The following is a 23897-nucleotide window of genomic DNA, read 5'->3' as shown; positions in this document are numbered from 1 at the left end:
CCCACCGGCCACTCGCAGGCCGCCACCGGTTCGCCGGGGCCCGCGGGTGGCCGGTTCGGTACCTCTTTGTGTAAATCCATATCCGGTGAGTGAAGGTCGGGCGTACGCTCGGGCATATGCGGATTGCGATTTCGGCATCAGCAGAAGAGGGGCGCGTGACGGCGCGCCACCCGGCGGACGGAGGGGCGCAATGACCGACGGTGGGGCCGTGCTCCCCTGGCTCGTCATCCGCCAGGACGAAGGGGGCAACCGCTATCGCGTGGGCCGGTATGCCACCCGAGCGGAGGCGGAGCGGGTGGCCGACCGGCTCGACACACGTGGCCGCCGGCAGCTCTATGTGGTCGAGAAGGCCGACCGGGCGGCTACCTGAGGGGCGGCGGGCGGGAAGCGGGACCCGTGCGGGGGACGTAGGCTGCCGCGCATGACGACCGTGCGCGTAGTGGTGGGCGGAGCGGTGTGCGAGCGCGGGCGGCTGCTGGCCGCACGGCGCAGCGCACCGCCCGCGCTGGCCGGCCGCTGGGAGCTGCCCGGCGGCAAGGTGGAGGACGACGAGACACCCGAGCAGGCGCTGGAGCGTGAGCTGCGCGAGGAGCTGGGGGTGGACGCGGCGGCCCAGGAGCGGATTCCCGGCGAGTGGCTGCTGCGCCCCGGCTACGTCCTGCAGGTGTGGACGGCCCGGCTGGTGTCCGGGGCGCCGCGGCCCCTGCAGGATCATGACGAGCTGCGCTGGCTGCTGCCCGGTGAGGAGAATCAGGTCGACTGGCTGGACCAGGACCGCCCGGCGGTCGCCGAGGCGATGCGCCGGCTGGCGGCCACGGCGGGGGCGACGGGCGTCCGTCCGTAACGAGGGCCATGGCCGTGGCCGGGCCCGCACGTCGCCGGGCCGCACCTGCCGCTGATGCCCCCTGCCCCGCCCCCGCACGCCTCCGTCACGAACGCCCCGCCCCCGCACGTCTCCGTCCCGAACGCCCCGCCCTGCACGCCCCGGAAGTCCGCCCTACACCCCCGCAATATGTTTCATTTGTGCCACAGTGCTCCGCCGCGAGCGATATGTGGGGTGGGATACCGGGTATGTCCTGAATGACCCCCTCGATGCCGGTAAGGCGACGGGGATGCCATCGTGCTGGGATGTGATCGGCGTGAGCGACAGCGCAGCGGCAGTCCCTGGGCCCGGCTCCGGCGGCGCCCGCAGGCGCGGCAAGACCCCCGGTTCCGCCACCGCCGAGTGGAGCTTTCCGGCCGACCCCGGAGCGGTGCGCACCGCCCGCACGGTGGTCCGGCGGGTGCTCGACGACTGGGGCCTGAACGGCGCGGCCGACATGTGCGTACTACTCGTCAGCGAGCTCGTCACCAACTCCCTGCGCCATGCCAGCGGGCCGATCGGGGTCCGTATGGTGCTGCTCAGCTCCGACGGGCTGCTCGTCGAGGTCTCCGATCCGCTGCCCGACCCGCCGCAGGAGCGCGACGCCGCTCCCGACGACGAGGGAGGCCGTGGATTGCAGCTGGTCGCATGCAGTTCGCGGCGGTGGGGGACCCGTCGCGGAAAGAGCGGTAAGACAGTGTGGTTCGAGCTGTCGGTGGCTGGTTAGGAGACAGATGAAGTCCTGATCGTTGCCATTCCATCGACATTTCGTCGATCGGCCGCGATCGAGACTGTGCTGTGATCGTGAAGACCGTGTTCCGGATAGCCCGCGTATTGGATACTCGAGCTGGTCCGGTCCGGGCACGATGAGCTGGAGGGGACGGGGCTCGTGAGCAAGATGTCATCCGGCGGGGCAGAACCCGCGCAGGCCGAGGGTCAGGGCGGTGCGGACAGCCCCGGTGACCCAGGTGGCGGTCCGACCGTGCGTGAGCTGCACGGTCCGCCGGTATGGCAGAGCAGCCGGCCCGGATCGATCTACGACTACATCCGGGTGGCCTCCTTCTCACTCGGCCCCGACGGGCGGATCGAGCAGTGGAGCGAGCGGGCGGAGCAGATGCTCGGCATCCCCGCCCGGTACGCGCTCGGCAAGGACCCCGTAGAGGCCTTCGTCCCGCGGGAGTTGCGGGAGACCGGGCACCGCAAGGTGTCCGAGATCCTCGACGGCCGCGAGTGGACCGGCCTGGTGCCCTACCGCAGGGAAGCGACCGGCCGGGCCGACGGGCTCGCCGAGATCTACGTCATGCCGTCGCGCAACGAGGACGGTGAACGCGCCGCGGTCTGCCTGGTCGTGGACGTCCGGGCGCTGCGCGGCATCGAAACCGACCTCGCCGCCTCGCAGGCCGTTTTCGGTCAATCTCCCATCGGCTTCACGCTGTTCGGCACCGACCTGAAGCTGCTGCGGGTCAACGAACGGTTCGCCTCGGTCTTCGGCGGCCCCGCGAGCAAGTACCGCGGCTGCGGCCCGCACGACTTCCTGCCGCGCTCCGAGGCCGAGCGGATGACCGCCGCACTGCGCCGCGTCCTGGAGACCGGCGAGCCGGTCGCCGAGATGCAGCTGGTCGGCCTGCCGTCCGGAGACGAGGACCACCGCCGCTGGTCGGTCTCGCTCTACCGGCTGCACGGCGCCAGCGGCCGCCCCATCGGTGTCGCGGCGCTCGCCGCCGATGTGACCGGCCGGCGCCGCGCCGAGCGCGAGGCCGCCAACGCCCGCCGCAACCTCGCCCTGCTCAACGAGGCCGGCGCCCGGATAGGCAACTCCCTCGACCTGGAGACCACCGCCCGCACGCTGCTGGACGTCGCCGTACCGCAGTTCTGCGACCTGGCCTCGGTGGACCTCTACCAGGGCCTGCTGTCCGGTGACGAGGCCCCGCCCGGGATGAGCGACGGCAGCGCCGAGCTGCGCCGGGTCGCCTTCGCCAGCGCCGTCTCGGACGCCCCGCTCGCCACCAGCGGTGACCTCGGCACCGCGCCCGGCCCGGTCGCGGTCGGCGCCGTCCACCGCTACCCCTTCAACTCCCCCTGCGCCGGCGCCCTGCGCACCGCCCAGGCACAGATCATCCCGGCCCGGGAGAGCGACGAGGGGCCCGAGCTGGGTGCGGTGGTGCACTCCACCCTCGCCGTTCCGATGGTCGCCCGCGACACCGTCGTCGGGCTGGTGCAGTTCTCCCGTACGAAGGGCAGCGAACCGTTCGGCGAACGCGACACCGCGCTCGCCGTCGAACTGGCCGCCCGCGCCGCGGTCTGCATCGACAACGCCCGCCTCTACCGCCGGGAGCACGAGCGCGCGCTGATATTGCAGCGCAGTCTGCTGCCGCCCGGCGACCCGGAGGCGGCCGGCCTGGACATCGCCTGCCGGTATCTGCCCGGCACCACCGCCACCGAGGTCGGCGGCGACTGGTTCGATGTCATCGAACTCCCCGGCCACCGCACCGCACTGGTCGTCGGCGACGTCATGGGGCGCGGACTGCGCGCCGCCGTGGCCATGGGCGAACTGCGCACCGCCGTCCGCACGCTGGCGCTGCTGGACCTGGAACCGGCCGAGGTGCTCTCGGCGCTGGACGAGGTCGCCCGCGGGCTCGGCGGGGACGGCGACGGCCGGTCCACCGCCCGCTCCGCCCGCGGCCGGTCCACGTCCGCCGAGGACGACCCCGAGAAGGGCCGCTCCGCCCGTACCGCCGATCTCTCCGAGGTCTACCTCGCCACCTGCGTCTACGCCGTCTACGACCCGGTCACCCGACGCTGCACGTTCGCCAACGCCGGGCACCTGCCGCCGGTGCTGGTCGAGGACGGCGAGGACGCGCTGCTGCTCGACGTCCCCCCGGGGATGCCGCTGGGCGTCGGCGGGGAGCCGTTCGAGGAGATCGAGGTCGAGCTGCCGGACGGCGCGCTGCTGGCGCTCTACACCGACGGTCTGGTGGAGTCCCGCCACCATCCGCTGGACGAGGGGCTGCGGGCGTTCCGTACCGCCCTCTCGGGCGCCGACCGTCCGCTGGAGGACGCCTGCGACCACGTCCTCAACGCCCTGGACACCGGGCACGGCGAGGACGACATCGCCCTGCTGATGGCCCGGGTGCACGGGCTGCCCAAGGACGCGGTCGGCGACTGGAACCTGGCGCCCGAGCCGCGCTCGGTGGCCCGCGCCCGGGAACTGGCCCGCGACCAGCTCACGGACTGGGGCCTGCAGGACCTGGTCGACACCACCGAACTGCTGGTCAGCGAGCTGGTGACGAACGCACTGCGGCACGGCCACGGCGAGATCCGGCTGCGGCTGCTGCTGGACCGCTCGCTGGTCTGCGAGGTCTGGGACGCCGATCTCGCCCAGCCGCGCCGCCGCCGGGCCCGCGACACCGACGAGGGCGGCCGCGGCCTCCAGCTCGTCGGGCTGCTCAGCGAGGGCTGGGGCAGCCGCCGCACCCCGCGCGGCAAGACCGTGTGGTTCGAACTCGCCCTGCCCGACGGGGAGTCGACGGTGGCGGACCCGACGGAGGCCCTGCTCAGCCTGTTCTGAGCGCCGGCCGCGCGGATGCGGAACGCCGCGGGGGCCGGTGCGGCACCGGCCCCCACGCGCCCGCGCTCCGGCTCAGTCGGTACGGCGCCGGATCTTGTTCCCGAGCCACACCAGCGGGTCGTACTTACGGTCCGCGGCGCGCTCCTTCAGCGGGATCAGCGCATTGTCGGTGATCTTGATGTGCTCGGGGCAGACCTCGGTGCAGCACTTGGTGATGTTGCAGTAGCCCAGGCCGTGTTCGTCCTGCGCGGTCGCCTTGCGGTCGAGCCCCGACTCCGACGCCGCGTCCAGCGGATGCATGTCCAGCTCCGCGATCCGCATCAGGAACCGCGGACCGGCGAACGCGGCCTTGTTCTCCTCGTGGTCGCGCACCACATGGCAGGTGTCCTGGCACAGGAAGCACTCGATGCACTTACGGAACTCCTGCGAGCGCCCGACGTCCTCCTGCTGCATGCGGTACTCACCGGGCCCCAGCTCCGGCGGCGGCACGAACGACGGGACCTCACGGGCCTTGGTGTAGTTGAAGGACACATCGGTGACCAGGTCACGGACCACCGGGAAGGCCCGCAGCGGGGTGATCGTGACCGTCTCCGCCCGGTCGAAGACCGACATCCGGGTCATGCACATCAGCCGCGGCCGCCCGTTGATCTCCGCGCTGCACGAACCGCACTTGCCCGCCTTGCAGTTCCAGCGCACCGCCAGATCGGGTGCCTGGGTCGCCTGGAGGCGGTGGACGATGTCCAGCACCACCTCGCCCTCGTGCACCTCCACCGTGAAATCCGCCAGCTCCCCGGCGTCCGCGTCGCCCCGCCACACCCGGAAGTGCGCCTGATAGGTCCCGGACTGCTGCTCCGTCTGCGCCTGGCTCACCGGCTCAGCTCCTCGTCGGTCAGATACTTCGCCAGCTCGTCCTTCTCGAACAGTTCCAGCAGATCCCGGCGGATCGGCGGATTCTCCCGGCGGGAGAGCCGGATCTGGCCCAGCGCCGGGTCCGCCGCCCGTGAGTCGCCCTGCGGATCGGCGAGTTCACAGACCAGATTGATCTGGCGCCAGTGCCGGTCCATCGCCGGATGGTCATCGCGGGTGTGCCCGCCCCGGCTCTCCTCGCGCTCCAGCGCCGCCCGCGCCACACACTCGCTGACCAGCAGCATGTTCCGCAGATCGAGCGAGAGGTGCCAGCCCGGGTTGTACTGCCGGTGCCCCTCGACACCGGCCCGCCGGGCCCGCACCCGCAGATCGGCCAGCCGCTTGAGGGCCTCGAACATCTCGCCCTCCTTGCGGATGATGCCGACCAGGTCGTTCATCGCCTGCTGGAGCTCCTGGTGCAGGGTGTACGGGTTCTCCGGGACCCGGTCGCCGCCCGTACCCTCCCCGGTGTCCTCGGCGCTGAACGGGCGCAGCGCCTCCGCCTCCGCCGTGTCGATCTGCAGCGCGTCGGGCACCGGCCGTTCGGTCAGCGACGCCGCGTACTCGGCCGCGTGCAGCCCCGCCCGGCGGCCGAACACCAGCAGGTCGGACAGGGAGTTACCGCCCAGCCGGTTGGAGCCGTGCATCCCGCCGGCCACCTCACCGGCGGCGAACAGGCCCGGTACGCCGTTCGCCGCCGCGGTGTCCGGGTCCACGTCCACCCCGCCCATCACGTAGTGGCAGGTCGGGCCGACCTCCATCGGCTCGGCGGTGATGTCCACATCCGCCAGCTCCTTGAACTGGTGGTGCATCGACGGCAGCCGGCGCTTGATCACCTCGGCCGGCATCCGGGTGGAGACATCCAGATAGACCCCGCCGTGCGGAGAACCCCGGCCCGCCTTGACCTCGGCGTTGATGGCGCGGGCCACCTCGTCACGGGGCAGCAGCTCGGGCGGGCGGCGGTTGTGGTCCGGGTCCTCGTACCAGCGGTCGCCCTCCTCCTCGGTCTCCGCGTACTTCTCCTTGAAGACATCGGGGATGTAGTCGAACATGAAGCGCTTGCCGTCGCTGTTGCGCAGCACCCCGCCGTCGCCGCGGACGGACTCGGTGACGAGGATGCCCTTCACCGACGGCGGCCAGACCATGCCGGTGGGGTGGAACTGCACGAACTCCATGTTGATCAGCGGCGCCCCGGCCAGCAGCGCCAGCGCGTGGCCGTCGCCGGTGTACTCCCAGGAGTTCGAGGTCACCTTGAAGGACTTGCCGATACCGCCGGTGGCCAGCACCACGGCCGGCGCCTCCAGCACGAAGAAGCGGCCGGACTCCCGCTCGTAGCAGAAGGCACCGGACACCCGGTCGCCGTCGGGGGACTTCAGGACCCGGGTGACCGTGCACTCCTGGAACACCTTCAACCGGGCGTCGTACGCGCCGAACTCCTTCTCGTCCTCCTGCTGCAGCGAGACGATCTTCTGCTGGAGGGTACGGATCAGCTCCAGGCCCGTACGGTCGCCGACGTGCGCCAGGCGCGGGTACTCATGGCCGCCGAAGTTGCGCTGGGAGATCCGGCCGTCCGCGGTGCGGTCGAAGAGCGCGCCCCAGGTCTCCAGCTCCCATACCCGGTCGGGTGCTTCACGCGCGTGCAGCTCGGCCATCCGCCACTGGTTGAGGAACTTGCCGCCGCGCATGGTGTCCCGGAAGTGGACCTGCCAGTTGTCATGCTCGTTGGCGTTGCCCATGCTGGCCGCGATACCGCCCTCGGCCATCACCGTATGGGCCTTGCCGAACAGGGACTTGCAGATCACGGCCGTCCGCATACCGGCTTCGCGGGCCTCGATCGCGGCCCGCAGTCCGGCGCCGCCGGCGCCCACCACGACCACGTCCCATGCCTGCCGGTCCACATGCGCCATCAGGGGGCACACCTTTCCTTAGGAGTTGTTGTCGTCAGAAGAAGCGCGGGTCCGCGAACGCCCCGCTCGCCAGCAGGAAGACGTAGAAGTCCGCGGCGGCCACGCTGATCAGCGAGGACCAGGCGAGCAGCATGTGCCGCTCGTTGAGCTTGCCGACCCAGCCCCACAGCCGGTAGCGCACCGGGTGCTTGGAGAAGTGCCGCAGCCGGCCGCCGACGATGTGCCGGCAGGAGTGGCAGGAGACGGTGTAGGCCCAGATCAGCACGATGTTGGCGAGGAAGATGAGGGTGCCCAGGCCCATGTGGCCCCAGGCGTAGTCGGCGTCGCGGAAGGTCAGCGCGGTGTCGTAGGTCAGGACGCCGGCGACCAGCACCGCGAAGTAGAAGAAGTAACGGTGGATGTTCTGCAGGATCAGCGGGAAGCGGGTCTCACCGGTGTACTTCTTGTGCGGTTCGGCGACCGCGCAGGCCGGCGGCGAGGCCCAGAAGCCGCGGTAGTAGGCCTTGCGGTAGTAGTAGCAGGTCAGCCGGAAGCCCAGCGGGAAGATCAGGATCAGCAGGGCGGGGGACAGGCCCCACCAGCTGCCGAAGATCTCCCAGTTGGGGCCGCCGCGCATGGTGTGGCAGTTCTCCGCCAGGCACGGCGAGTAGAACGGCGAGACGTAGGGCGCGGCGTAGTAGTCGGCGTTCGAGAAGGCCCGCCAGGTCGAGTAGACGATGAACGCGAGCAGCCCGGCCGCGGTGCAGGCGGGCGCCAGCCACCAGCGGTCGGTGCGCAGATGACGGGCGGGGATGGCGGCGCGCGAGGCGGTGTGCACGCCGCTCGCGCCCGGACGTGATGAGGGTTCGGTGCCAGTGGCCAACGTCGGTCTCCGAGAAGGGCGCTCCGGCCGAATGCTCCATGCTTCCACCGGGGCGGCAACGGGGTAGGGGTCTGAGTGGGGCGAAGCCACCCCCTAGGGGTTCTCCACCAGGGGATTTCCCCTACGGCGCGCTGCCGTGACGGGAGCCGAGTCCCTCGTCCTGGGCGTCGGTCCACAGCGCGGAGTTGTAGGGGGCGTCGGAGATCGGCACCATCTCGACCTCGGGCGTGCGCCGGTGGGCCGGGGGACCGGCGGCCACGCTCTGCTTCAGCAGGGTGAGACTCTCGCGCAGGTGATCGGTGTCCGTGCGGACCCGGCGGATGTCCAGGCCGGCGCCGAGCTGTGTCTCCAGTTTCCCCACCGACCGGACCAGGTCGTCCACGCTGCGCTCAACCGCCGTCATTGCGTCCTGAAGGGACATATAACGTGCCCTCACTTTTGAAGGTGTGGTGGGCGATCTCATGCGCCCGAGAGTGTCGCGCGTCACAGTAGGCGTTGGGAAGGGGTCCTACGCGATTACGACTCGAACCGGTGCGTTTCGGCAATCATGCGCCCCGGCGTAGGTCGAACGCCGATACGAGAGCGGGCCTGTCGGTCGGCCGCCCGCACCCCCGTGAGACCCCCGGCAACCCGTCGTGCACCCCGTCGTGACCCGCTCCGGGGGCCCGGTGTTGGGCCGGGCGGGTGGCCTTGCTGCGGTGGCCGCCGTGTCGGGCCGCCGGTCCGGCCGTGGTCGCTTTCAGTAGGGGAGCCATAGATGTGATGAGCCGCAAAGTCGGCCGAACGTGGTGCGCCGGTCAGCCCCGGGCGGCGCTCGGCGCGGCGCGGGCGAGCCCGGAGGTAACCGTCATGACCGACCACGACCACCCCGCAGGCCGCCGCGCGGTGTGCCGCAGCCGCCGCTGTGCCGCGCTCATCGCGGCGGGGGTGCTGCTCCCGTTGCCGGCCCTGGCCGGATGCAGCGGGGACGACCGGGAGGCGTCCGCCGCGGCGTCCCAGGACATCGCCCCCGCGCCCCGCGGCGCGATGAAGAACGGCGGCACCGTGCGCTGGGCCGTCGACGCGATGCCCGGCACCCTCAACGCCTTCCAGTCCGACGCCGACGCGACCACCGCGCGGATCGCCGCCGCGGTGCTGCCCAGCATGTTCACCATCGACGCGAGCGGCAGACCGCAGCGCAACGCCGACTTCCTCGACGCCGCGGACGTCAGCGCCCGCGACCCCAAGCAGGTCGTCACGTACAAGATCAACCCCAAGGCGCGGTGGAGCGACGGCAGGGCGATCACCGCCGCCGACTTCGTCGCCCAGTGGACCGCGCTGCGTGGCAAGAACAACGCCTACTGGACCGCCCGCAACGCCGGCTACGACCGGATCGGCCAGGTCGCGCAGGGCGCGAACGCCCATGAGGTCAAGGTCACTTTCGCCCGCCCGTACGCCGACTGGCGGTCGCTGTTCACGCCGCTCTATCCCAAGAGCGTGATGGGCAGCGCGGACGCCTTCAACGACGGCGCACGCGAGCAGTTGGAGGTCGGCGCCGGCCCGTTCCTCGTCCAGAACCGGGACGCCAAGGAAGGGCGCGTCACCCTCGTCCGCAATCCGAAGTGGTGGGGCGACCGCGCCAAGCTCAAGCGGATCGTGCTGCAGTCGCTGCCCGGCGACAAGCGGGCCGCGGCGCTGGCCGAGGGCAGTGTCGATGTCGCCGCGGTCGACCAGGTCGCCGCGAAGCGGGTCGCCTCCGCCGGGCGCCCGGCCGCCCCCGGCACGTCCCGGAAGCCCGCCGACGGCAACGCGGGCCCGCAGGGCGACGGGAACCGGGCCGCTCGTCCCGACGCCAAGGCCGCGGCCGCGGAGAACTCCGCGCTGCGCGGCTACACCATCCACAAGGCGCTGGAGCCCGCCTACACCCAGCTCGCCCTCAACGGCAGCAGCGGCCCGCTGGCCGACGACCGGGTGCGCCGGGCGGTGGCCCGCGCCCTGGACCGGCAGGCGCTCGCGGACACCGTCCTCAAGCCGCTCGACCTGCCGTCCAGACCGCTCGGCAGCCATCTGCTGATGGCCGGGCAGTACGGCTACGCGGACCACAGTGACGCGATCGGCGAGCAGGACGCCGGGTCGGCCAAGGCGCTGCTCGCGGACGCCGGCTGGAAGAGCGACGGCGCCGACCACCAGCAGGCGGGCGCACCGGCATCCGACGGGCGACCGGACGACGACGGCGACCAGCGGTCGGACGGCCGCTACGCCGAGGACGACTACGGGGACGGGGCCGCGGAGGACGGGCCGGACGACGGCTCCGACGACCGCAACCCGGGCCGGGCCGGCCGCGCCCACGTCGCCGCACCCGGCCGGGGCGACCGGCCCGCCGCCGCCGAGGCACCGCTGTCCTTCACCGGCGCGGTCGGCTCGGAGGTCCAGCAGTCCGCCCTGCTGCGGCAGAGCGCCTCGTTCTACAAGCAGGCGGCCGCCAGTGAGAAGGCCGACGCGGACGGCGACACCGGGTCCGCGGCGTATGCCAAGTACAAGCGGTACAAGAAGCGGGCGGCGTCGGCGCTCGGCGCGGCCGAGCTGATCGAGACCGGGCAGGCCCGGCAGCTGCCGGGGTCCGGCGGGCACCCGGGCGCCCGGCACGCCGCGGTCGAGCGGGCCGGTGACGCGGCGGCCGCGGCGCCGCCGGCCGACGGCAAGACCTCCCGGATCGCCGCGGTCAAGAAGAACGGCAAGCCGCTCACCCTGCGCTTCGTGCTCCCCGACGGCGCCGGCTCGGAGCAGCTGCGCACCGTCGGACGGCGGATCGCCTCGATGCTCGGCAAGATCGGCGTCCAGACGTCCCTGCAGCGGGTCTCCGACGCCAGCTACTTCCAGGACCACATCGCCTCCGGCGACTACGACCTGGCGCTGTACTCCTGGCCCGGCACCGCCTACCCGGCGACCGACGCCCGCCCGATCTACGCCAAGCCGCAGCCCGCGCCCGACGGCTCGCTGACCGTCGAGCAGAACTACACCCGGGTCGGTACCGACCACATCGACCAGCTCTTCGACCAGGCCGCTTCCGAGCTGGACGAGGGCGCCGCGCACACGCTGGTGGCGCAGGCCGACGCCCGGATCTGGGCGGCCGCCGGTTCGATCCCGCTCTATCAGCGGCCCGAGCTGGTGGCGACGAAGAAATCGCTCGCCAACGTCGGCGCCTTCGGCTTCGCCACACCCCGCTTCCAGGACATCGGTTACCAGAAGTAGGGGTGCGGCGCCGGTGAACAATCGGTAAGAAACTGCAGGTCATAGCGCATATGTACGGGCCGCGGCGGCCATTGCTGCCGCGGCCCCGTACGATGGGGTGAGGCCGTGGCTTCGTTATGCCCGGCGGGCGCGCGTACCGAATGGACGCGTCGCCACCCACGATTCCGGGAGAAGCGCCGCCAGTATGCCCACCCGTCACGACATTCGTAACGTTGCCATCGTCGCCCACGTCGACCACGGGAAGACGACCCTCGTCGACGCCATGCTCAAGCAGGCCGGCTCGTTCGCCGAGCACGCCGCCGAGAAGCTCGACGACCGGATGATGGACTCCAACGACCTGGAGCGTGAGAAGGGCATCACGATCCTCGCCAAGAACACGGCGGTGAAGTATCACCCCAAGGACGGCGGGGACCCGATCACGATCAACATCATCGACACCCCCGGCCACGCCGACTTCGGTGGTGAGGTCGAGCGCGGTCTGTCGATGGTCGACGCGGTCGTCCTGCTGGTCGACGCCTCCGAGGGCCCGCTGCCGCAGACCCGCTTCGTGCTCCGCAAGGCCCTCGCGGCCCGGATGCCGGTCATCCTGTGCATCAACAAGACCGACCGCCCCGACTCCCGGATCGACGAGGTCGTCAACGAGACCTACGACCTGTTCCTGGACCTGGACGCGGACGAGGACCAGATCGAGTTCCCGATCGTCTACGCCTGCGCCCGTGACGGTGTGGCCTCGCTGACCAAGCCGGAGGACGGCACCGTCCCGGCCGACAGCACCAACCTGGAGCCGTTCTTCACCACGCTCCTGAACTCCGTCCCCGCCCCCCAGTACGACGCGGACGCCCCGCTGCAGGCGCACGTCACCAACCTGGACGCGGACAACTTCCTCGGCCGTATCGCGCTGCTCCGGGTCGAGCAGGGTGAGCTGGCCAAGGGCCAGTCCGTCGCCTGGATCAAGCGGGACGGCTCCATCTCCAACGTCCGCATCACCGAGCTGATGATGACCGAGGCGCTCACCCGCAAGCCCGCCGAGAAGGCCGGCCCGGGTGACATCTGCGCGGTCGCCGGTATCCCGGACATCATGATCGGCGAGACGCTGGCCGACCCGGAGAACCCGGTCGCGCTGCCGCTGATCACCGTCGACGAGCCGGCGATCTCCATGACCATCGGTACCAACACCTCGCCGCTGGTCGGCCGGGGCGGCACCGGCAAGGGCGCGGACGCCAAGGCCGCGGTCAAGGACCGCAAGGTCACCGCCCGCCAGGTCAAGGACCGCCTGGAGCGCGAGCTGATCGGCAACGTCTCGCTGCGTGTCCTGGAGACCGAGCGTCCCGACGCCTGGGAGGTGCAGGGCCGCGGTGAGCTGGCGCTGGCCATCCTGGTGGAGCAGATGCGCCGCGAGGGCTTCGAGATGACCATCGGCAAGCCGCAGGTGGTCACCAAGGAGGTCGACGGCAAGACGTACGAGCCCGTCGAGCGGATGACCATCGACGTGCCCGAGGAGCACATGGGCGCCGTCACGCAGCTCATGGGCGTCCGCAAGGGCCGGATGGACAACATGTCCAACCACGGCTCCGGCTGGGTCCGCATGGAGTTCGTCGTCCCGTCCCGCGGCCTGATCGGCTTCCGTACGGAGTTCCTGACCAACACCCGCGGCACGGGCATCGCGCACTCGATCCACGAGGGGCACGAGCCGTGGTTCGGCACGCTGACCACCCGTAACAACGGTTCCCTGGTCGCCGACCGCGCCGGTGCCGTCACCGCCTTCGCGATGACGAACCTCCAGGAGCGCGGCGTGCTCTTCACCGAGCCGGGCACCGAGGTGTACGAGGGCATGATCGTCGGCGAGAACTCCCGCGCCGACGACATGGACGTGAACATCACCAAGGAGAAGAAGCTCACCAACATGCGCTCCTCCTCGGCGGACTCCTTCGAGGCGATCGTGCCGCCGCGGAAGCTGTCGCTGGAGCAGTCGCTGGAGTTCTGCCGCGACGACGAGTGCGTCGAGGTGACCCCGGAGGCCGTGCGCATCCGCAAGGTCGTCCTGGACCAGAAGGAGCGCGGCCGCACGGCTTCCCGCGCGAAGCGGTAACCGCTGCTGCCGGTACCCGGCACGCTCCGAAGGGGCGCCCCTCCGTGCGAGGGGCGCCCCTTCGCCGTCCCCGGGGCCGCTCTGCGACCGCGTTGTCAGTGGTCGGCGGCAGACTGGCGGTATGACAGTCACCACGAAGATCGAAGCCGGGCGCGGGATCGCCACGCTCATCAATGTGTTCACCGTCCTGCCGGAGCGGCAGGCGGAGCTGGTGGCGGTGCTCAGCCGGGCCACCGAGGAGACGATGAAGGACCGCCCGGGTTTCATCTCGGCGAACATCCACGCGAGCGCGGACGGCGAACGGGTCGTCAATTACGCGCAGTGGGAGAGCGAGGACCACTTCCGGGCGATGCTGGCCGACCCGTCCGCGCAGGAGCACATGACGGAGGCCGCCGCGCTGGCGGAGGGGTTCGATCCGCGGCTGTTCGCGGTGGAGTCCGTGCATCACATATAGGGATCTCCAGGGGGCGCCCGGGGCGGGGCCCCTCTTCCTCCCGATCGGGCATCCGAGGGGTTTCTCAGGGTTCCGGAGCAGTGGCGCCCGCCGCCGGAGTGCGGTACGTCCGGCTATGCGGTCTTATGTGGCCCTAGGCATGATCCCGGACCTGAGGAGACGTCATGCGGAGAGCCAGGTGCGCGCAGTGGGGCGCCTGTGCCCTCGCCGTCGCCGTGGTGGCCACGGGGTGCGGGGGCGGGAGCGCCGCGGGCCGGTCCGGGGTGGTCAGCGCCTCCTGGGGAGATCCGCAGAATCCGCTGGAGCCGGCGAACACCAATGAGGTCCAGGGCGGCAAGGTCCTGGAAATGCTGTTCCGGGGCCTCAAGCGCTACAACCCGAAGACCGGCGCCGCGGAGAATGTGATCGCGGACCGGATCGAGACCAGCGATTCGCAGAACTTCACGGTGACCCTGAAGGACGGCTGGACCTTCAGCAACGGCGAGAAGGTCACCGCCAAGTCCTTCGTGGACGCCTGGAATTACGGCGCGCTGCTGAGCAACAAGCAGAAGAACGCACCGTTCTTCCAGTACATCGACGGCTTTGCGCAGGTGCATCCGGACAGCGGCAGCCCGCGGGCCAAAACCCTCTCGGGGCTGGCCGTGAAGGACGACAAGACCTTCACCGTCAAGCTCAACCAGAAGTTCTCCAGCTGGCCGGACACCCTGGGCTACTCGGCCTTCATGCCGCTGCCGCAGGCGTTCTTCAAGGACCACGCCGCCTGGACCGAGAAGCCGGTCGGCAACGGGCCGTACACCGTCGACTCCTACGAAAAGGGGTCGGTGCTGCGGATGCGGAAGTGGGCCAAGTACCCCGGGAACGATCCGGCCCGCAACGGCGGTATCGACCTGCGGGTCTACACGGACAACAACACCGCCTACACCGATCTCCAGGCGGGCAATCTCGATCTGGTCGACGACGTGCCGGCCGCACAGCTCAAGAATGTGCGCGCGGATCTGGGCGGCCGCTACATCAATCAGCCGGCCGGGATCATCCAGACCCTCACCTTTCCCATGTACGACAGGCGCTGGGGCCGGCCGGGCGCGGAGAAGGTGCGCCGCGGCCTCTCGATGGCGATCGACCGGGACCAGATCACCCGGGAGATCTTCCAGAAGACCCGCACACCCGCCACGGACTGGACCTCGCCGGTGCTGGGCGCGGACGGGGGCTACCGGGCCGGGCTGTGCGGCGAGGCCTGCGAATTCAACCCGGCGAAGGCGAAACAGCTGATCAAGCAGGGCGGCGGACTCCCCGGCGGCAGGATCACCCTGGCGTACAACGCCGATACGGGTTCCCACAAGGACTGGATCGATGCCATCTGCAACAGCATCAACAAGTCGCTGGGAGAAGACCAGGCATGTGTCGGGGCCCCGGTCGGCACCTTCGCCGACTTCCGCAACAAAATCACCGCCAAGCGGATGAGCGGGCCGTTCCGGGCCGGCTGGCAGATGGACTATCCGCTGATCCAGAACTTCCTGCAGCCGCTGTACTACACCAACGCCTCCTCCAACGACGGCAAGTTCAGCAATGCCTCGTTCGACAAACTGGTGGACAAGGCGAACGCGGACACCGACCCCCGGCAGGCCGTCGTGACATTCCAGGACGCGGAGAAGATCCTCGCCGCCCAGATGCCGGCCATTCCGCTCTGGTACCAGAACGGCAGCGGCGGCTATTCGGAACGGATCAGCAAGGTTTCGCTGAATCCGTTCAGCGTGCCGGTCTACAACGAGATCAAGGTCAACTGACCGTGCCGACCGACCGACCGACGGACGAGGGAGGCCGGTGTCTCATGGGCCGCTATGTGATCCGGCGGCTGCTCCAGATGATCCCGGTGTTCATCGGCAGCACCTTCCTCATCTTCTTCATGGTGTACGCCCTGGGCGACCCGGTGGCCGCGATGTTCGGCGACCGGGCACCGGACCCCGCCACCGCCGCCCGGATCCGCCGCGACCTGTACCTCGATGAGCCGCTGTGGAAGCAGTATCTGCACTACATGGGGCAGATCTTCCAGGGGAATTTCGGCACCGCGTTCAACGGCCAGTCGGTCACCGAGCTGATGGCCTCCGCCTTTCCCGTGACGCTGCGGCTGACCCTGGTCGCCGTCGTGATCGAGATGGTGGTGGGACTCGTACTGGGGGTGTTCAGCGGGCTGCGGCGCGGCCGGGACATCGACACCACGGTGCTGGTCCTCACCCTCGTCGTGGTGTCCATCCCGACCTTCGTCAGCGGCTATCTGCTGCAGTTCCTGTTCGGCGTGCAGTGGGCCTGGGCCGCGCCGTCCGTCGCCCCCGAGGCGCCGCTGAACGAACTCCTGCTGCCGGGGCTGGTGCTGGCGCTGGTCTCGCTCGCCTACGTGACCCGGCTGACCCGGACCTCGATCGCGGAGAACGCCCGCGCCGACTACGTCCGTACGGCCCGCGCCAAGGGCCTGCCCGGCCACCGGGTCATCACCCGCCATCTGCTGCGCAATTCGCTGATCCCGGTCGTCACCTTCATCGGCACGGACATCGGCGCGCTGATGGGCGGCGCGATCGTCACCGAGCGCATCTTCAACATCCACGGCGTCGGCTACCAGCTCTACCAGGGCATCCTGCGGCAGAACTCGCCGACCGTCGTGGGCTTCGTGACGATCCTGGTGCTGGTGTTCCTGCTCGCCAATCTCCTCGTCGACCTGCTGTACGCCGTCCTCGACCCGAGGATCCGCTATGCCTGAGTCCTACGTTCCCAAGGAAGCCGTCGGCCACGGCGACGGCGGGTCCGCCGCGCTGGCCATCGGCGAGGCGGAGTCGCTGGAGCGGCGGCCCGGCGCGGCCCCGCCCGGCGCCGGGCCACCCGGCGGGGTGCCCACCGGCAAACCGCGCAGCCTGTGGAGCGACGCCTGGCACGACCTGTACCGCAACCCCGTTTTCGTGCTCTCCGCGCTGGTCATCGTCTTTCTGGTGATCATCGCGATCTGGCCGCAGCTGATCGCCACCGGCAACCCCTACCGCGCCGACCTCGCCAAGGCACAGCAGGGCTCGCAGCCCGGCCACCCCTTCGGCTTCGACACCCAGGGCCGGGACGTCTACACCCGGGTCGTCTACGGCGCCCGCGCCTCCATCACCGTCGGCGTCTGCGCCACGGCCGGTGCGGCGCTGCTCGGCAGCCTGCTGGGCGGACTGGCCGGGTTCTTCGGCAGCTGGAGCGACACCCTGCTCTCCCGGGTCGCCGACATCTTCTTCGGCATCCCGGTGATCCTCGGCGGTCTGGTCTTCCTCTCCATGGTCACCAGCAGCACGGTCTGGCCGGTGGTCGGCTTCATCGTGCTGCTCGGCTGGCCGCAGATCTCCCGTATCGCGCGCGGTTCCGTCGTCACGGCCAAACAGAACGACTACGTGCAGGCCGCGCGGGCGCTCGGCGCGGGCAACGGACGGCTGCTGCTGCGGCACATCGCGCCGAACGCCGTCGCACCGGTCATCGTCGTCGCCACCATCGCCCTCGGCACCTTCATCGCGCTGGAGGCGACGCTGTCGTATCTGGGCGCGGGCCTGAAACCGCCCACCGTCTCCTGGGGCATCGACATCTCCACGGCCTCCCCCTACATCCGCAGCGCGCCGCACATGCTGCTGTGGCCCGCGGGAGCGCTGAGTATCACGGTGCTGGCGTTCATCCTGCTCGGCGACGCGGTGCGCGACGCCCTCGACCCCAAGTTGCGCTGAGGAGGCGGAAGATGACGCACCAGGACGCACGGCCGGCCGGCGCCGGTACGGACCTGCTCGACGTGCGGGACCTGCGGGTCGAGTTCCGTACCCGGGACGGGGTGGCCAAGGCCGTCAACGGGGTCAGCTACCGGGTGGCGCCCGGTCAGACGCTGGCGGTGCTCGGGGAGTCCGGCTCCGGCAAGTCCGTCACCGCCCAGGCCGTGATGGGCATCCTCGACTCCCCGCCGGGGTTCGTCACCGGCGGCGAGGTCGTCTTCCAGGGGCGCGATCTGCTGACCCTGCGCAAGGACGAACGGCGCAAGGTCCGCGGCGCGAAGATGGCGATGATCTTCCAGGACGCGCTGTCCGCACTGAACCCGGTGCTCAGCGTCGGTGCGCAGCTGGCGGAGATGTTCCAGGTCCACGAGGGGATGTCCCGTAAGGACGCCCGCGGCAGGGCGGTGGAACTGATGGAGCGGGTCGGCATCCCGGCGGCCAGGGAGCGGGCGGGTGACTATCCGCACCAGTTCTCCGGCGGGATGCGCCAGCGCATCATGATCGCGATGGCGCTGGCCCTCGGCCCGGACCTGATCATCGCGGACGAGCCGACCACGGCGCTGGACGTCACCGTGCAGGCGCAGGTGATGGACCTGCTGGCCGAGCTCCAGCGCGAGCTGACCATGGGCCTGATCCTGATCACCCATGACCTGGGGGTGGTCGCGGACGTCGCCGACACGATCGCCGTGATGTACGCCGGCCGGATCGTCGAGACCGCCTCCGTCCACCAGCTCTACCGGGCGCCCGCCCACCCGTACACCCGCGGTCTGCTGGACTCCGTCCCGCGGCTGGACCGCAAGGGCCGGCAGCTGTACGCGATCAAGGGCCTGCCGCCCAGCCTGACGGCCCTTCCGCCCGGCTGCCCCTTCCACCCGCGCTGCCCGCTGGCCCAGGACATCTGCCGCACCGACCTCCCGCCGCTGTACGAGGCCGGCCCCGGCCGCGCCAGCGCCTGCCACTTCTGGAAGGAGACCCTCGATGGCGCACGGTGACGGCGACCGCCCGGCGGCCGGCGCCCGGACCCCGGTCCTGGAGGTCCGCGACCTGGTCAAACACTTCCCGCTCACCCGGGGCGTGCTCTTCCGGAAGCAGATCGGCGCGGTCAAGGCCGTCGACGGGGTCTCCTTCGACCTCCACCAGGGCGAGACGCTCGGCATCGTCGGCGAATCGGGCTGCGGCAAGTCCACCGTCGCCAAGCTGCTGGTCGGCCTGGAGCGCCCGACGGCCGGTCAGATCCGGTACCGCGGCGAGGACATCAGCACCCTCTCCGCCCGCGCGCTGAAGGCCGTACGCCGCAACATCCAGATGGTCTTCCAGGACCCCTACACCTCCCTGAACCCCCGGATGACCGTCGGCGACATCATCGGCGAGCCCTACGAGATCCACCCCGAGGCGGCCCCCAAGGGAGACCGCCGCAGAAGGGTCCGGGAACTCCTGGACGTGGTGGGGCTCAACCCCGAGTTCATCAACCGCTATCCGCACCAGTTCTCCGGCGGCCAGCGCCAGCGCATCGGCATCGCCCGCGGCCTGGCACTGCGCCCCGAAATCATCGTCGCCGACGAACCGGTCTCCGCCCTCGACGTCTCCGTCCAGGCCCAAGTGGTCAATCTCCTGGAGAAGTTGCAGCGGGAGTTCGAGCTCTCCTACATCTTCATCGCCCACGACCTGTCCGTCGTACGCCACATCTCCGACCGCGTCGCCGTCATGTACCTGGGCCGGCTGGCCGAGACCGGCACCGACGAGCAGATCTACGGCCACCCCACCCACCCCTACACCCAGGCCCTGCTGTCCGCCGTCCCCGTCCCCGACCCGGACGCCCGCATGCACCGCGACCGCATCCTGCTGTCCGGCGACGTCCCGTCCCCGGCCGACCCACCCTCCGGCTGCCGCTTCCGCACCCGTTGTTGGAAGGCCCGACAACTCTGCACCGACGTCGTCCCACCCCTGACCGTCCCCGACACCTTCCGCACCACACCCCCCGTCCCGGCCGGCCACGCCTCGGCCTGCCATTTCGCGGAGGAGCGGCGGGTGGTGCCGGGTGAATGAGGGAGGCCGGTCAGTACGCGTCCACGGTCTTCCCCTTGGGTACCTGGAAGCACCCCGACGTCAGATCCACCGAGATCAGCGCTGCGGGAGCCCCGGGCTTGGGACGCTTGGTGCGGTCGAGGAGCCGGACACTGACCGAGAAATTCTTCTCCGTGGCATCGGCGACCATTTCAAGGCTCTTGCTGGGACTTGAGTCCGGACCGTACCTGACGATTTTCCACCCCTTTCCGGGGAGTTCCTCCTTCAGGCGCTCCATGCCCTTCTTCATGTCCGCCACCGGAACCTTCCCCAACGACCAGGCATGGCGAACCGAGTAAAACCTGTCCGGATCCCGCTCTCCGCACAGGGAAACCCCCGGACCGGGCTTGCTCACTTCACCACGCAGATCGATGATCCCGAGAATGGCGCTGGACAACCTTCCTGCCTCTTCCTGCACTTCGGAGACATTCCGGGTTTCCGGCGCCGAGGTGGGGCGGTCGTGGGAGTCGTTCATGTCGGAGCATCCTGTCAATAAGGCGATGGCCACCGCAGGCAGCGCAAAGAACGCGCGCCGGGCGTAATTCAGTTGAGGGGGGAGGAGATTAGTTGGCACGCTTGACCTCTTCATACTGCCCGAGCACCACGGCAGCCTGGTTCTGCAGACTCTCCGAAGGGCGTAGGCCGTACTTCCAATAGTCGCTGTGCCCCGTGGTGTCGGTGGTCATCTGGTTGGCTCCGAAGAGGTCGTCGCTGGGGATGATGAATGTGCCGCCTCTGTACTTCCACTGACTGCCGCCATGTCCCCAGGAGCCGATGTCCGGGACCGGGTCCCCATCAGCTTCCTCGTTCCACACATGTCCTCCAGGGACGTCCAAGTCCGCCGCCTTTCCGACCTGGACGCCAGGACTTCCCGCGAAGACCACGTCATCGGAGTTCAGCTGACCCTGGCGAGCCGCCGAGCCGATGAGTGTGGTGCCGTAGGAGTGACCAATTGCGGTCAGGTGGCCTCCGGCATCCGGTCCCCGCGATTGCCTGAGGCCATCGAGGAAACCGTTGAACGCCGGCGCCCCGTCATCCGCGTAATGACTTACCACGGCATTTCCCAGCTTCGGCGGCGCGTCGTAGCCGAGCCAGGTGATGGTGGAGACCTTCTGGTCGCCGGCGAGTGGTGCCGTCGCCCTCCACAGATCGGTCATCCGCCGGATGTCTCCGTCGATTCCAGCGAGGTTCGAGGAGGTACCGGGAACGTAGACCGCGGTGTGGTCGGCTTGATCGGGGTTCCCGGTGGCGATGATCGCGCGCCCGTTGCCCTCTGGGCTGAAGCCCAGCAAGTATGCCTCGGGAAGGCCGTCCGTCCCGGTGGCCTCAAGGCGTTTCTGAATCGCCTCCATCCCCTTATCGGCCGCCGCGAGTTCCTCATGGCGATACTTCTTGTTCCACGCCTGCCACTCATCGCTGGGCACCATGCTGGCGTAAGGGCCACCGGTGGATACCCACTTGGGCCACGGTTCCGGAGGCGTTGCCGCCAGGAGGCTCTTGTACTCCGCCTGCTTCTCGGCAAAGACGGCCCGGTTCGCCTCGTCGCGGACCTCCGAGGGCACACCGTCCAGAGCGCCGATGCTTGCCGGAAAGAGCGCGGCGTAATCCGACTTCTCATCCGCCGAGAGCGCTTTCCACCAGGCGGCGTTCGCCGCTGGGGACTCTCCCTTGGGGATGTCGTCGCGCCGCAGATACTTTCCCACGGACTTTCGCAGCGCGCTCATGTCGCGCTGCGCATCGACCCAGTCCGAGTTGGTGACGCTCAGGTCGTTATCGGCCTTGAGCCGGTCAAGAGTCCGGGAGTAACGGGCATCGGCTTCGTCGGCTTCCCGAAGGGCTGCACCGATGCGGTCCGCGTAGGCCTGGGCCTTTGCTTGTTGCGGTTCGGCGTTGAGGATTCCGCTCGGACCTTCCGCCCACGTGCTTTGCTCAGGGTTGAGCGGCACCTGCCCGCGCCGGGACACCCAGTGAACCGACCCGTCCGGCTTGACGGTGAACTTCTCCGCCTCGGCATCGGCCAGTGCCTCACTCAACTTCCGTTGTGCAGAGCGTAATTCGTCGGCAAGTCCGTTCAACGCGGTACGGATCAGGCCGCTCTCCACCTGGGCGTATTGAAAGTTGCGGCTCAGTCGTCGTAACCGTCCCAACGCGGCATCGAGTACGTCGCCCTTCAGATCACGCTGCAGCGTGGCGACAATCTCGTTGTCGACGCGGTCCTTGGCTTCACCAGCGGCGCTGCTGACCTTGTGCCACCCGTCGGCGGCGTCCTCTAACGCAGAGGGCTTCAGACGGCGGAGCTGGGTGAGGCTCACCATCAGGATTCACCTCGGCCCCGCGTGGACGTACTGGCCCCCGGTGCCGTTGCGGGGACCGTTCGCTGCTCCTGAAACGCCTCGCTGATCGCCGCGTCGGTCTTGTAGAAGGCATCGCCGGCCTTCTGCAACTTGCCCTTCAGTTCCTCGCACTCGCGGCTCACCAAATCGATTCGGCGCTGCCATGAGTGATATGCGCTGAGATGTGAGGCGGTACTCCGCAGTCCCTCAACACCGCTCCCGGCGCCATGCTGCTTGCCTTCGAGCTGCCGGAGGGCGCCCTTCAGGTTCACGTGCAGCGAGCCAAGCGCCCGTGCCCCCTTGCTCCACGCCTGCCGTGCAGACCGAAGATCGCCCTCACCCCCCTGCGACCCCCAGTTTTCGCCACCCGCGCCGGCCGGTTTCACACCCACCGAACTCTCACGCTTGAGCTCGGCCCACTCCGCCTCGAACGTCACTCCGCCCCCCCGGCAAGCCATACGTCAACAGACATCATGCTCCGGCTGCGAAATTATCAGGGACGAGATGACGATGCGTGAGTATGTGTACTCACCCTCTACACCGGCAAAGTGGACGGTGGGCCAACAGGTCCGGCCGTGGCGGACGCGGGGAGAGCCGACCATGACAGCGCCGTCACACCGCTCAAGGCCGAAGCCCGCCTCCCCAAAGGAAGCGGGCTCCGGTCCCAAGTGCCTGCGGACTAGTCGGTCTTGGACGGGCCGTCCGTCTTGGCGGGGGCCTCAGCCGTCGACGTTTCCTCGATTGCGGCGAGGGCCGGGTCGAGGATGATGTCCTCGCCGCGGGCCGCGGTGGTGGGTTCCTCGGGGAAGTGGCAGGCGGTGAGGTGGCCGGTTGCGTTGCCGCCGATCTGGACGAGCGGGGGCTCCTCGGTGGCGCACTTGTCCTGGGCCTTCCAGCACCGGGTGCGGAACCGGCAGCCGGAGGGTGGGTTGACGGGGGAGGGGACGTCGCCGGCCAGGCGGATGCGCTCGCGGTCACCGTCCTCGTCGTCCGGCAGCTTGGCCTCGGGCACCGCCGAGAGCAGCGCGTGGGTGTAGGGGTGGCGCGGCCGGTTGTAGATCTCGTCGCGGGTGCCGACCTCGACGATCTTGCCGAGGTACATCACCGCGACCCGCTCGCTGAAGTGCCGTACGACCGCCAGGTCGTGGGCGATGAACAGGAACGCGATGCCCAGTTCCCGCTGGAGGCGCTGGAGGAGGTTGACGACCTGCGCCTGGATGGAGACGTCCAGCGCGGAGACCGGCTCGTCCGCGACGATCAGCTTCGGCTCCAGGGCGAGCGCACGGGCCACGCCGATGCGCTGCCGCTGGCCGCCGGAGAACTCGTGCGGGAAGCGGTTGTAGTGCTCGGGGTTGAGGCCGACGGTCTCCAGGAGCTCACGGATGCGCTTCTCCCGGCCACCGGGCGGGTTGATCCCGTTGATCTCCATCGGGCCGCCGATGATGGTGCCGACCGTCTGCCGCGGGTTCAGCGAGGCGTACGGGTCCTGGAAGATCATCTGGATCTCGGAACGGACCGGCGCCAGCGCCTTGCGGCCCGCGTGGGTGATGTCCTGGCCGGCGTAGGTGATCTTGCCGGAGGTCGGCTCCATGAGGCGGGTGAGCAGCCGTCCGGTGGTGGACTTGCCGCAGCCCGACTCACCGACCAGACCGAAGCTCTCGCCGGCGTGCACGGTCAGGTCGAGGCCGTCGACCGCCTTGACCGCGCCGACCTTCCGCTTGAACGGAAAGCCGCCGTAGATGGGGAAGTGCTTGGTGAGTCCCTCGGCGGTGAGCAGCGGCTCGCCCTGGGCGGGCGCGGCGTCACGGGGCGCCGGGAGGGTGACGTTCTCTGCCATGGTGATAG

At 69.8% G+C, this 23897-nt stretch carries 20 protein-coding genes; 12 read left to right on the top strand and 8 right to left on the bottom strand.

Going from position 1 to position 23897, the window contains the following annotated elements; genetic code table 11:
* Positions 1-190: 190 nt before the first annotated feature.
* The 4 genes from ACFW5B_RS23405 to ACFW5B_RS23390 all read left to right on the top strand — a co-directional run bounded on the left by ACFW5B_RS23405 (position 191) and on the right by ACFW5B_RS23390 (position 4430).
* A complete protein-coding gene (locus tag ACFW5B_RS23405) occupies positions 191-370 on the top strand; it encodes an SPOR domain-containing protein (RefSeq protein ID WP_386442803.1) in 180 nt (59 codons plus the stop codon).
* A gap of 51 nt (positions 371-421) precedes the next feature.
* Complete coding sequence (locus ACFW5B_RS23400) at positions 422-844, top strand: (deoxy)nucleoside triphosphate pyrophosphohydrolase (RefSeq protein WP_386442800.1); 423 nt, start codon at positions 422-424, stop codon at positions 842-844.
* 286 nt (positions 845-1130) lie between these two features.
* A complete protein-coding gene (locus ACFW5B_RS23395; protein ID WP_386442842.1) occupies positions 1131-1589 on the top strand; it encodes an ATP-binding protein in 459 nt (152 codons plus the stop codon).
* 171 nt (positions 1590-1760) lie between these two features.
* Positions 1761-4430 carry a SpoIIE family protein phosphatase gene (locus ACFW5B_RS23390; protein ID WP_386442840.1) on the top strand — a complete coding sequence of 890 codons (2670 nt, stop codon included), beginning with the start codon at positions 1761-1763 and terminating at the stop codon, positions 4428-4430.
* A gap of 72 nt (positions 4431-4502) precedes the next feature.
* Here the strand turns inward: ACFW5B_RS23390 and ACFW5B_RS23385 are convergent, their stop codons facing one another.
* From ACFW5B_RS23385 to ACFW5B_RS23370, 4 genes are all read right to left on the bottom strand, one after another.
* Positions 4503-5300, bottom strand: coding sequence for a succinate dehydrogenase/fumarate reductase iron-sulfur subunit (locus tag ACFW5B_RS23385; RefSeq protein WP_386442797.1), 798 nt, complete (start codon positions 5298-5300; stop codon positions 4503-4505).
* Positions 5297-7243: a fumarate reductase/succinate dehydrogenase flavoprotein subunit gene (locus ACFW5B_RS23380; RefSeq protein ID WP_386442793.1), complete on the bottom strand. Its 1947-nt coding sequence runs from the start codon at positions 7241-7243 to the stop codon at positions 5297-5299. Before ACFW5B_RS23380 ends, ACFW5B_RS23385 begins: the two co-directional genes overlap by 4 nt.
* A 34-nt stretch (positions 7244-7277) precedes the next feature.
* The gene (locus ACFW5B_RS23375) at positions 7278-8105 is read right to left on the bottom strand and encodes a hypothetical protein (RefSeq protein WP_386442790.1); all 828 of its coding nucleotides are present in this window, start codon (positions 8103-8105) and stop codon (positions 7278-7280) included.
* Positions 8106-8226: 121 nt separating this feature from the next.
* Positions 8227-8526 carry a hypothetical protein gene (locus tag ACFW5B_RS23370; RefSeq protein WP_386442787.1) on the bottom strand — a complete coding sequence of 100 codons (300 nt, stop codon included), beginning with the start codon at positions 8524-8526 and terminating at the stop codon, positions 8227-8229.
* Between the two features lie 428 nt (positions 8527-8954).
* Here ACFW5B_RS23370 and ACFW5B_RS23365 point away from each other — a divergent pair, with 428 nt between their 5' ends.
* The 8 genes from ACFW5B_RS23365 to ACFW5B_RS23330 all read left to right on the top strand — a co-directional run bounded on the left by ACFW5B_RS23365 (position 8955) and on the right by ACFW5B_RS23330 (position 19701).
* Positions 8955-11336 (top strand): ABC transporter family substrate-binding protein, encoded by a 2382-nt coding sequence (locus tag ACFW5B_RS23365; protein ID WP_386442784.1) that lies wholly within the window; start codon positions 8955-8957, stop codon positions 11334-11336.
* A gap of 184 nt (positions 11337-11520) precedes the next feature.
* The gene (gene typA, locus ACFW5B_RS23360; protein ID WP_386442781.1) at positions 11521-13425 is read left to right on the top strand and encodes a translational GTPase TypA; all 1905 of its coding nucleotides are present in this window, start codon (positions 11521-11523) and stop codon (positions 13423-13425) included.
* 121 nt (positions 13426-13546) lie between these two features.
* Complete coding sequence (locus ACFW5B_RS23355; RefSeq protein ID WP_386442778.1) at positions 13547-13879, top strand: antibiotic biosynthesis monooxygenase family protein; 333 nt, start codon at positions 13547-13549, stop codon at positions 13877-13879.
* A gap of 164 nt (positions 13880-14043) precedes the next feature.
* Positions 14044-15663, top strand: coding sequence for an ABC transporter substrate-binding protein (locus ACFW5B_RS23350; RefSeq protein WP_386442775.1), 1620 nt, complete (start codon positions 14044-14046; stop codon positions 15661-15663).
* Between the two features lie 44 nt (positions 15664-15707).
* Positions 15708-16631 (top strand): ABC transporter permease, encoded by a 924-nt coding sequence (locus ACFW5B_RS23345; protein WP_386442772.1) that lies wholly within the window; start codon positions 15708-15710, stop codon positions 16629-16631.
* Entirely contained in the window at positions 16624-17616 is a 993-nt protein-coding gene (locus ACFW5B_RS23340; protein ID WP_386442769.1) for an ABC transporter permease, read from the top strand. Before ACFW5B_RS23345 ends, ACFW5B_RS23340 begins: the two co-directional genes overlap by 8 nt.
* 11 nt (positions 17617-17627) lie before the next feature.
* Positions 17628-18647 (top strand): ABC transporter ATP-binding protein, encoded by a 1020-nt coding sequence (locus ACFW5B_RS23335; protein ID WP_386442766.1) that lies wholly within the window; start codon positions 17628-17630, stop codon positions 18645-18647.
* Positions 18634-19701, top strand: a complete 1068-nt coding sequence (locus ACFW5B_RS23330; protein WP_386442763.1) for an ABC transporter ATP-binding protein — start codon at positions 18634-18636, stop codon at positions 19699-19701. Before ACFW5B_RS23335 ends, ACFW5B_RS23330 begins: the two co-directional genes overlap by 14 nt.
* Positions 19702-19711: 10 nt before the next feature.
* On the opposite strand, the gene ACFW5B_RS23325 is transcribed toward ACFW5B_RS23330, so the two are convergent.
* The 4 genes from ACFW5B_RS23325 to ACFW5B_RS23310 all read right to left on the bottom strand — a co-directional run bounded on the left by ACFW5B_RS23325 (position 19712) and on the right by ACFW5B_RS23310 (position 23889).
* Complete coding sequence (locus ACFW5B_RS23325) at positions 19712-20194, bottom strand: hypothetical protein (RefSeq protein WP_386442760.1); 483 nt, start codon at positions 20192-20194, stop codon at positions 19712-19714.
* Positions 20195-20282: 88 nt separating this feature from the next.
* A complete protein-coding gene (locus tag ACFW5B_RS23320) occupies positions 20283-22034 on the bottom strand; it encodes an alpha/beta hydrolase (RefSeq protein WP_386442757.1) in 1752 nt (583 codons plus the stop codon).
* Positions 22034-22489: a hypothetical protein gene (locus ACFW5B_RS23315; protein ID WP_386442754.1), complete on the bottom strand. Its 456-nt coding sequence runs from the start codon at positions 22487-22489 to the stop codon at positions 22034-22036. Before ACFW5B_RS23315 ends, ACFW5B_RS23320 begins: the two co-directional genes overlap by 1 nt.
* 242 nt (positions 22490-22731) lie before the next feature.
* Positions 22732-23889 carry an ABC transporter ATP-binding protein gene (locus ACFW5B_RS23310; RefSeq protein ID WP_386442751.1) on the bottom strand — a complete coding sequence of 386 codons (1158 nt, stop codon included), beginning with the start codon at positions 23887-23889 and terminating at the stop codon, positions 22732-22734.
* Between the last annotated feature and the right edge of the window lie 8 nt (positions 23890-23897).

Origin of the sequence: Streptomyces sp. NPDC058773 (genome assembly GCF_042746015.1) — a bacterium.
Lineage (GTDB): Bacteria > Actinomycetota > Actinomycetes > Streptomycetales > Streptomycetaceae > Streptomyces.
This window is presented reverse-complemented; position numbering and strand designations above follow the sequence as displayed.

Coding starts and splice junctions, on each gene's coding strand:
- ACFW5B_RS23405 (WP_386442803.1), top strand. CDS start 191: ATGACCGACGGTGGGGCCGTGCTCCCCTGGCTCGTCATCCGCCAGGAC.
- ACFW5B_RS23400 (WP_386442800.1), top strand. CDS start 422: ATGACGACCGTGCGCGTAGTGGTGGGCGGAGCGGTGTGCGAGCGCGGG.
- ACFW5B_RS23390 (WP_386442840.1), top strand. CDS start 1,761: ATGTCATCCGGCGGGGCAGAACCCGCGCAGGCCGAGGGTCAGGGCGGT.
- ACFW5B_RS23380 (WP_386442793.1), bottom strand. CDS start 7,243: ATGGCGCATGTGGACCGGCAGGCATGGGACGTGGTCGTGGTGGGCGCC.
- ACFW5B_RS23370 (WP_386442787.1), bottom strand. CDS start 8,526: ATGTCCCTTCAGGACGCAATGACGGCGGTTGAGCGCAGCGTGGACGAC.
- ACFW5B_RS23365 (WP_386442784.1), top strand. CDS start 8,955: ATGACCGACCACGACCACCCCGCAGGCCGCCGCGCGGTGTGCCGCAGC.
- typA (WP_386442781.1), top strand. CDS start 11,521: ATGCCCACCCGTCACGACATTCGTAACGTTGCCATCGTCGCCCACGTC.
- ACFW5B_RS23355 (WP_386442778.1), top strand. CDS start 13,547: ATGACAGTCACCACGAAGATCGAAGCCGGGCGCGGGATCGCCACGCTC.
- ACFW5B_RS23350 (WP_386442775.1), top strand. CDS start 14,044: ATGCGGAGAGCCAGGTGCGCGCAGTGGGGCGCCTGTGCCCTCGCCGTC.
- ACFW5B_RS23345 (WP_386442772.1), top strand. CDS start 15,708: ATGGGCCGCTATGTGATCCGGCGGCTGCTCCAGATGATCCCGGTGTTC.
- ACFW5B_RS23340 (WP_386442769.1), top strand. CDS start 16,624: ATGCCTGAGTCCTACGTTCCCAAGGAAGCCGTCGGCCACGGCGACGGC.
- ACFW5B_RS23335 (WP_386442766.1), top strand. CDS start 17,628: ATGACGCACCAGGACGCACGGCCGGCCGGCGCCGGTACGGACCTGCTC.
- ACFW5B_RS23330 (WP_386442763.1), top strand. CDS start 18,634: ATGGCGCACGGTGACGGCGACCGCCCGGCGGCCGGCGCCCGGACCCCG.
- ACFW5B_RS23325 (WP_386442760.1), bottom strand. CDS start 20,194: ATGAACGACTCCCACGACCGCCCCACCTCGGCGCCGGAAACCCGGAAT.
- ACFW5B_RS23320 (WP_386442757.1), bottom strand. CDS start 22,034: ATGGTGAGCCTCACCCAGCTCCGCCGTCTGAAGCCCTCTGCGTTAGAG.
- ACFW5B_RS23310 (WP_386442751.1), bottom strand. CDS start 23,889: ATGGCAGAGAACGTCACCCTCCCGGCGCCCCGTGACGCCGCGCCCGCC.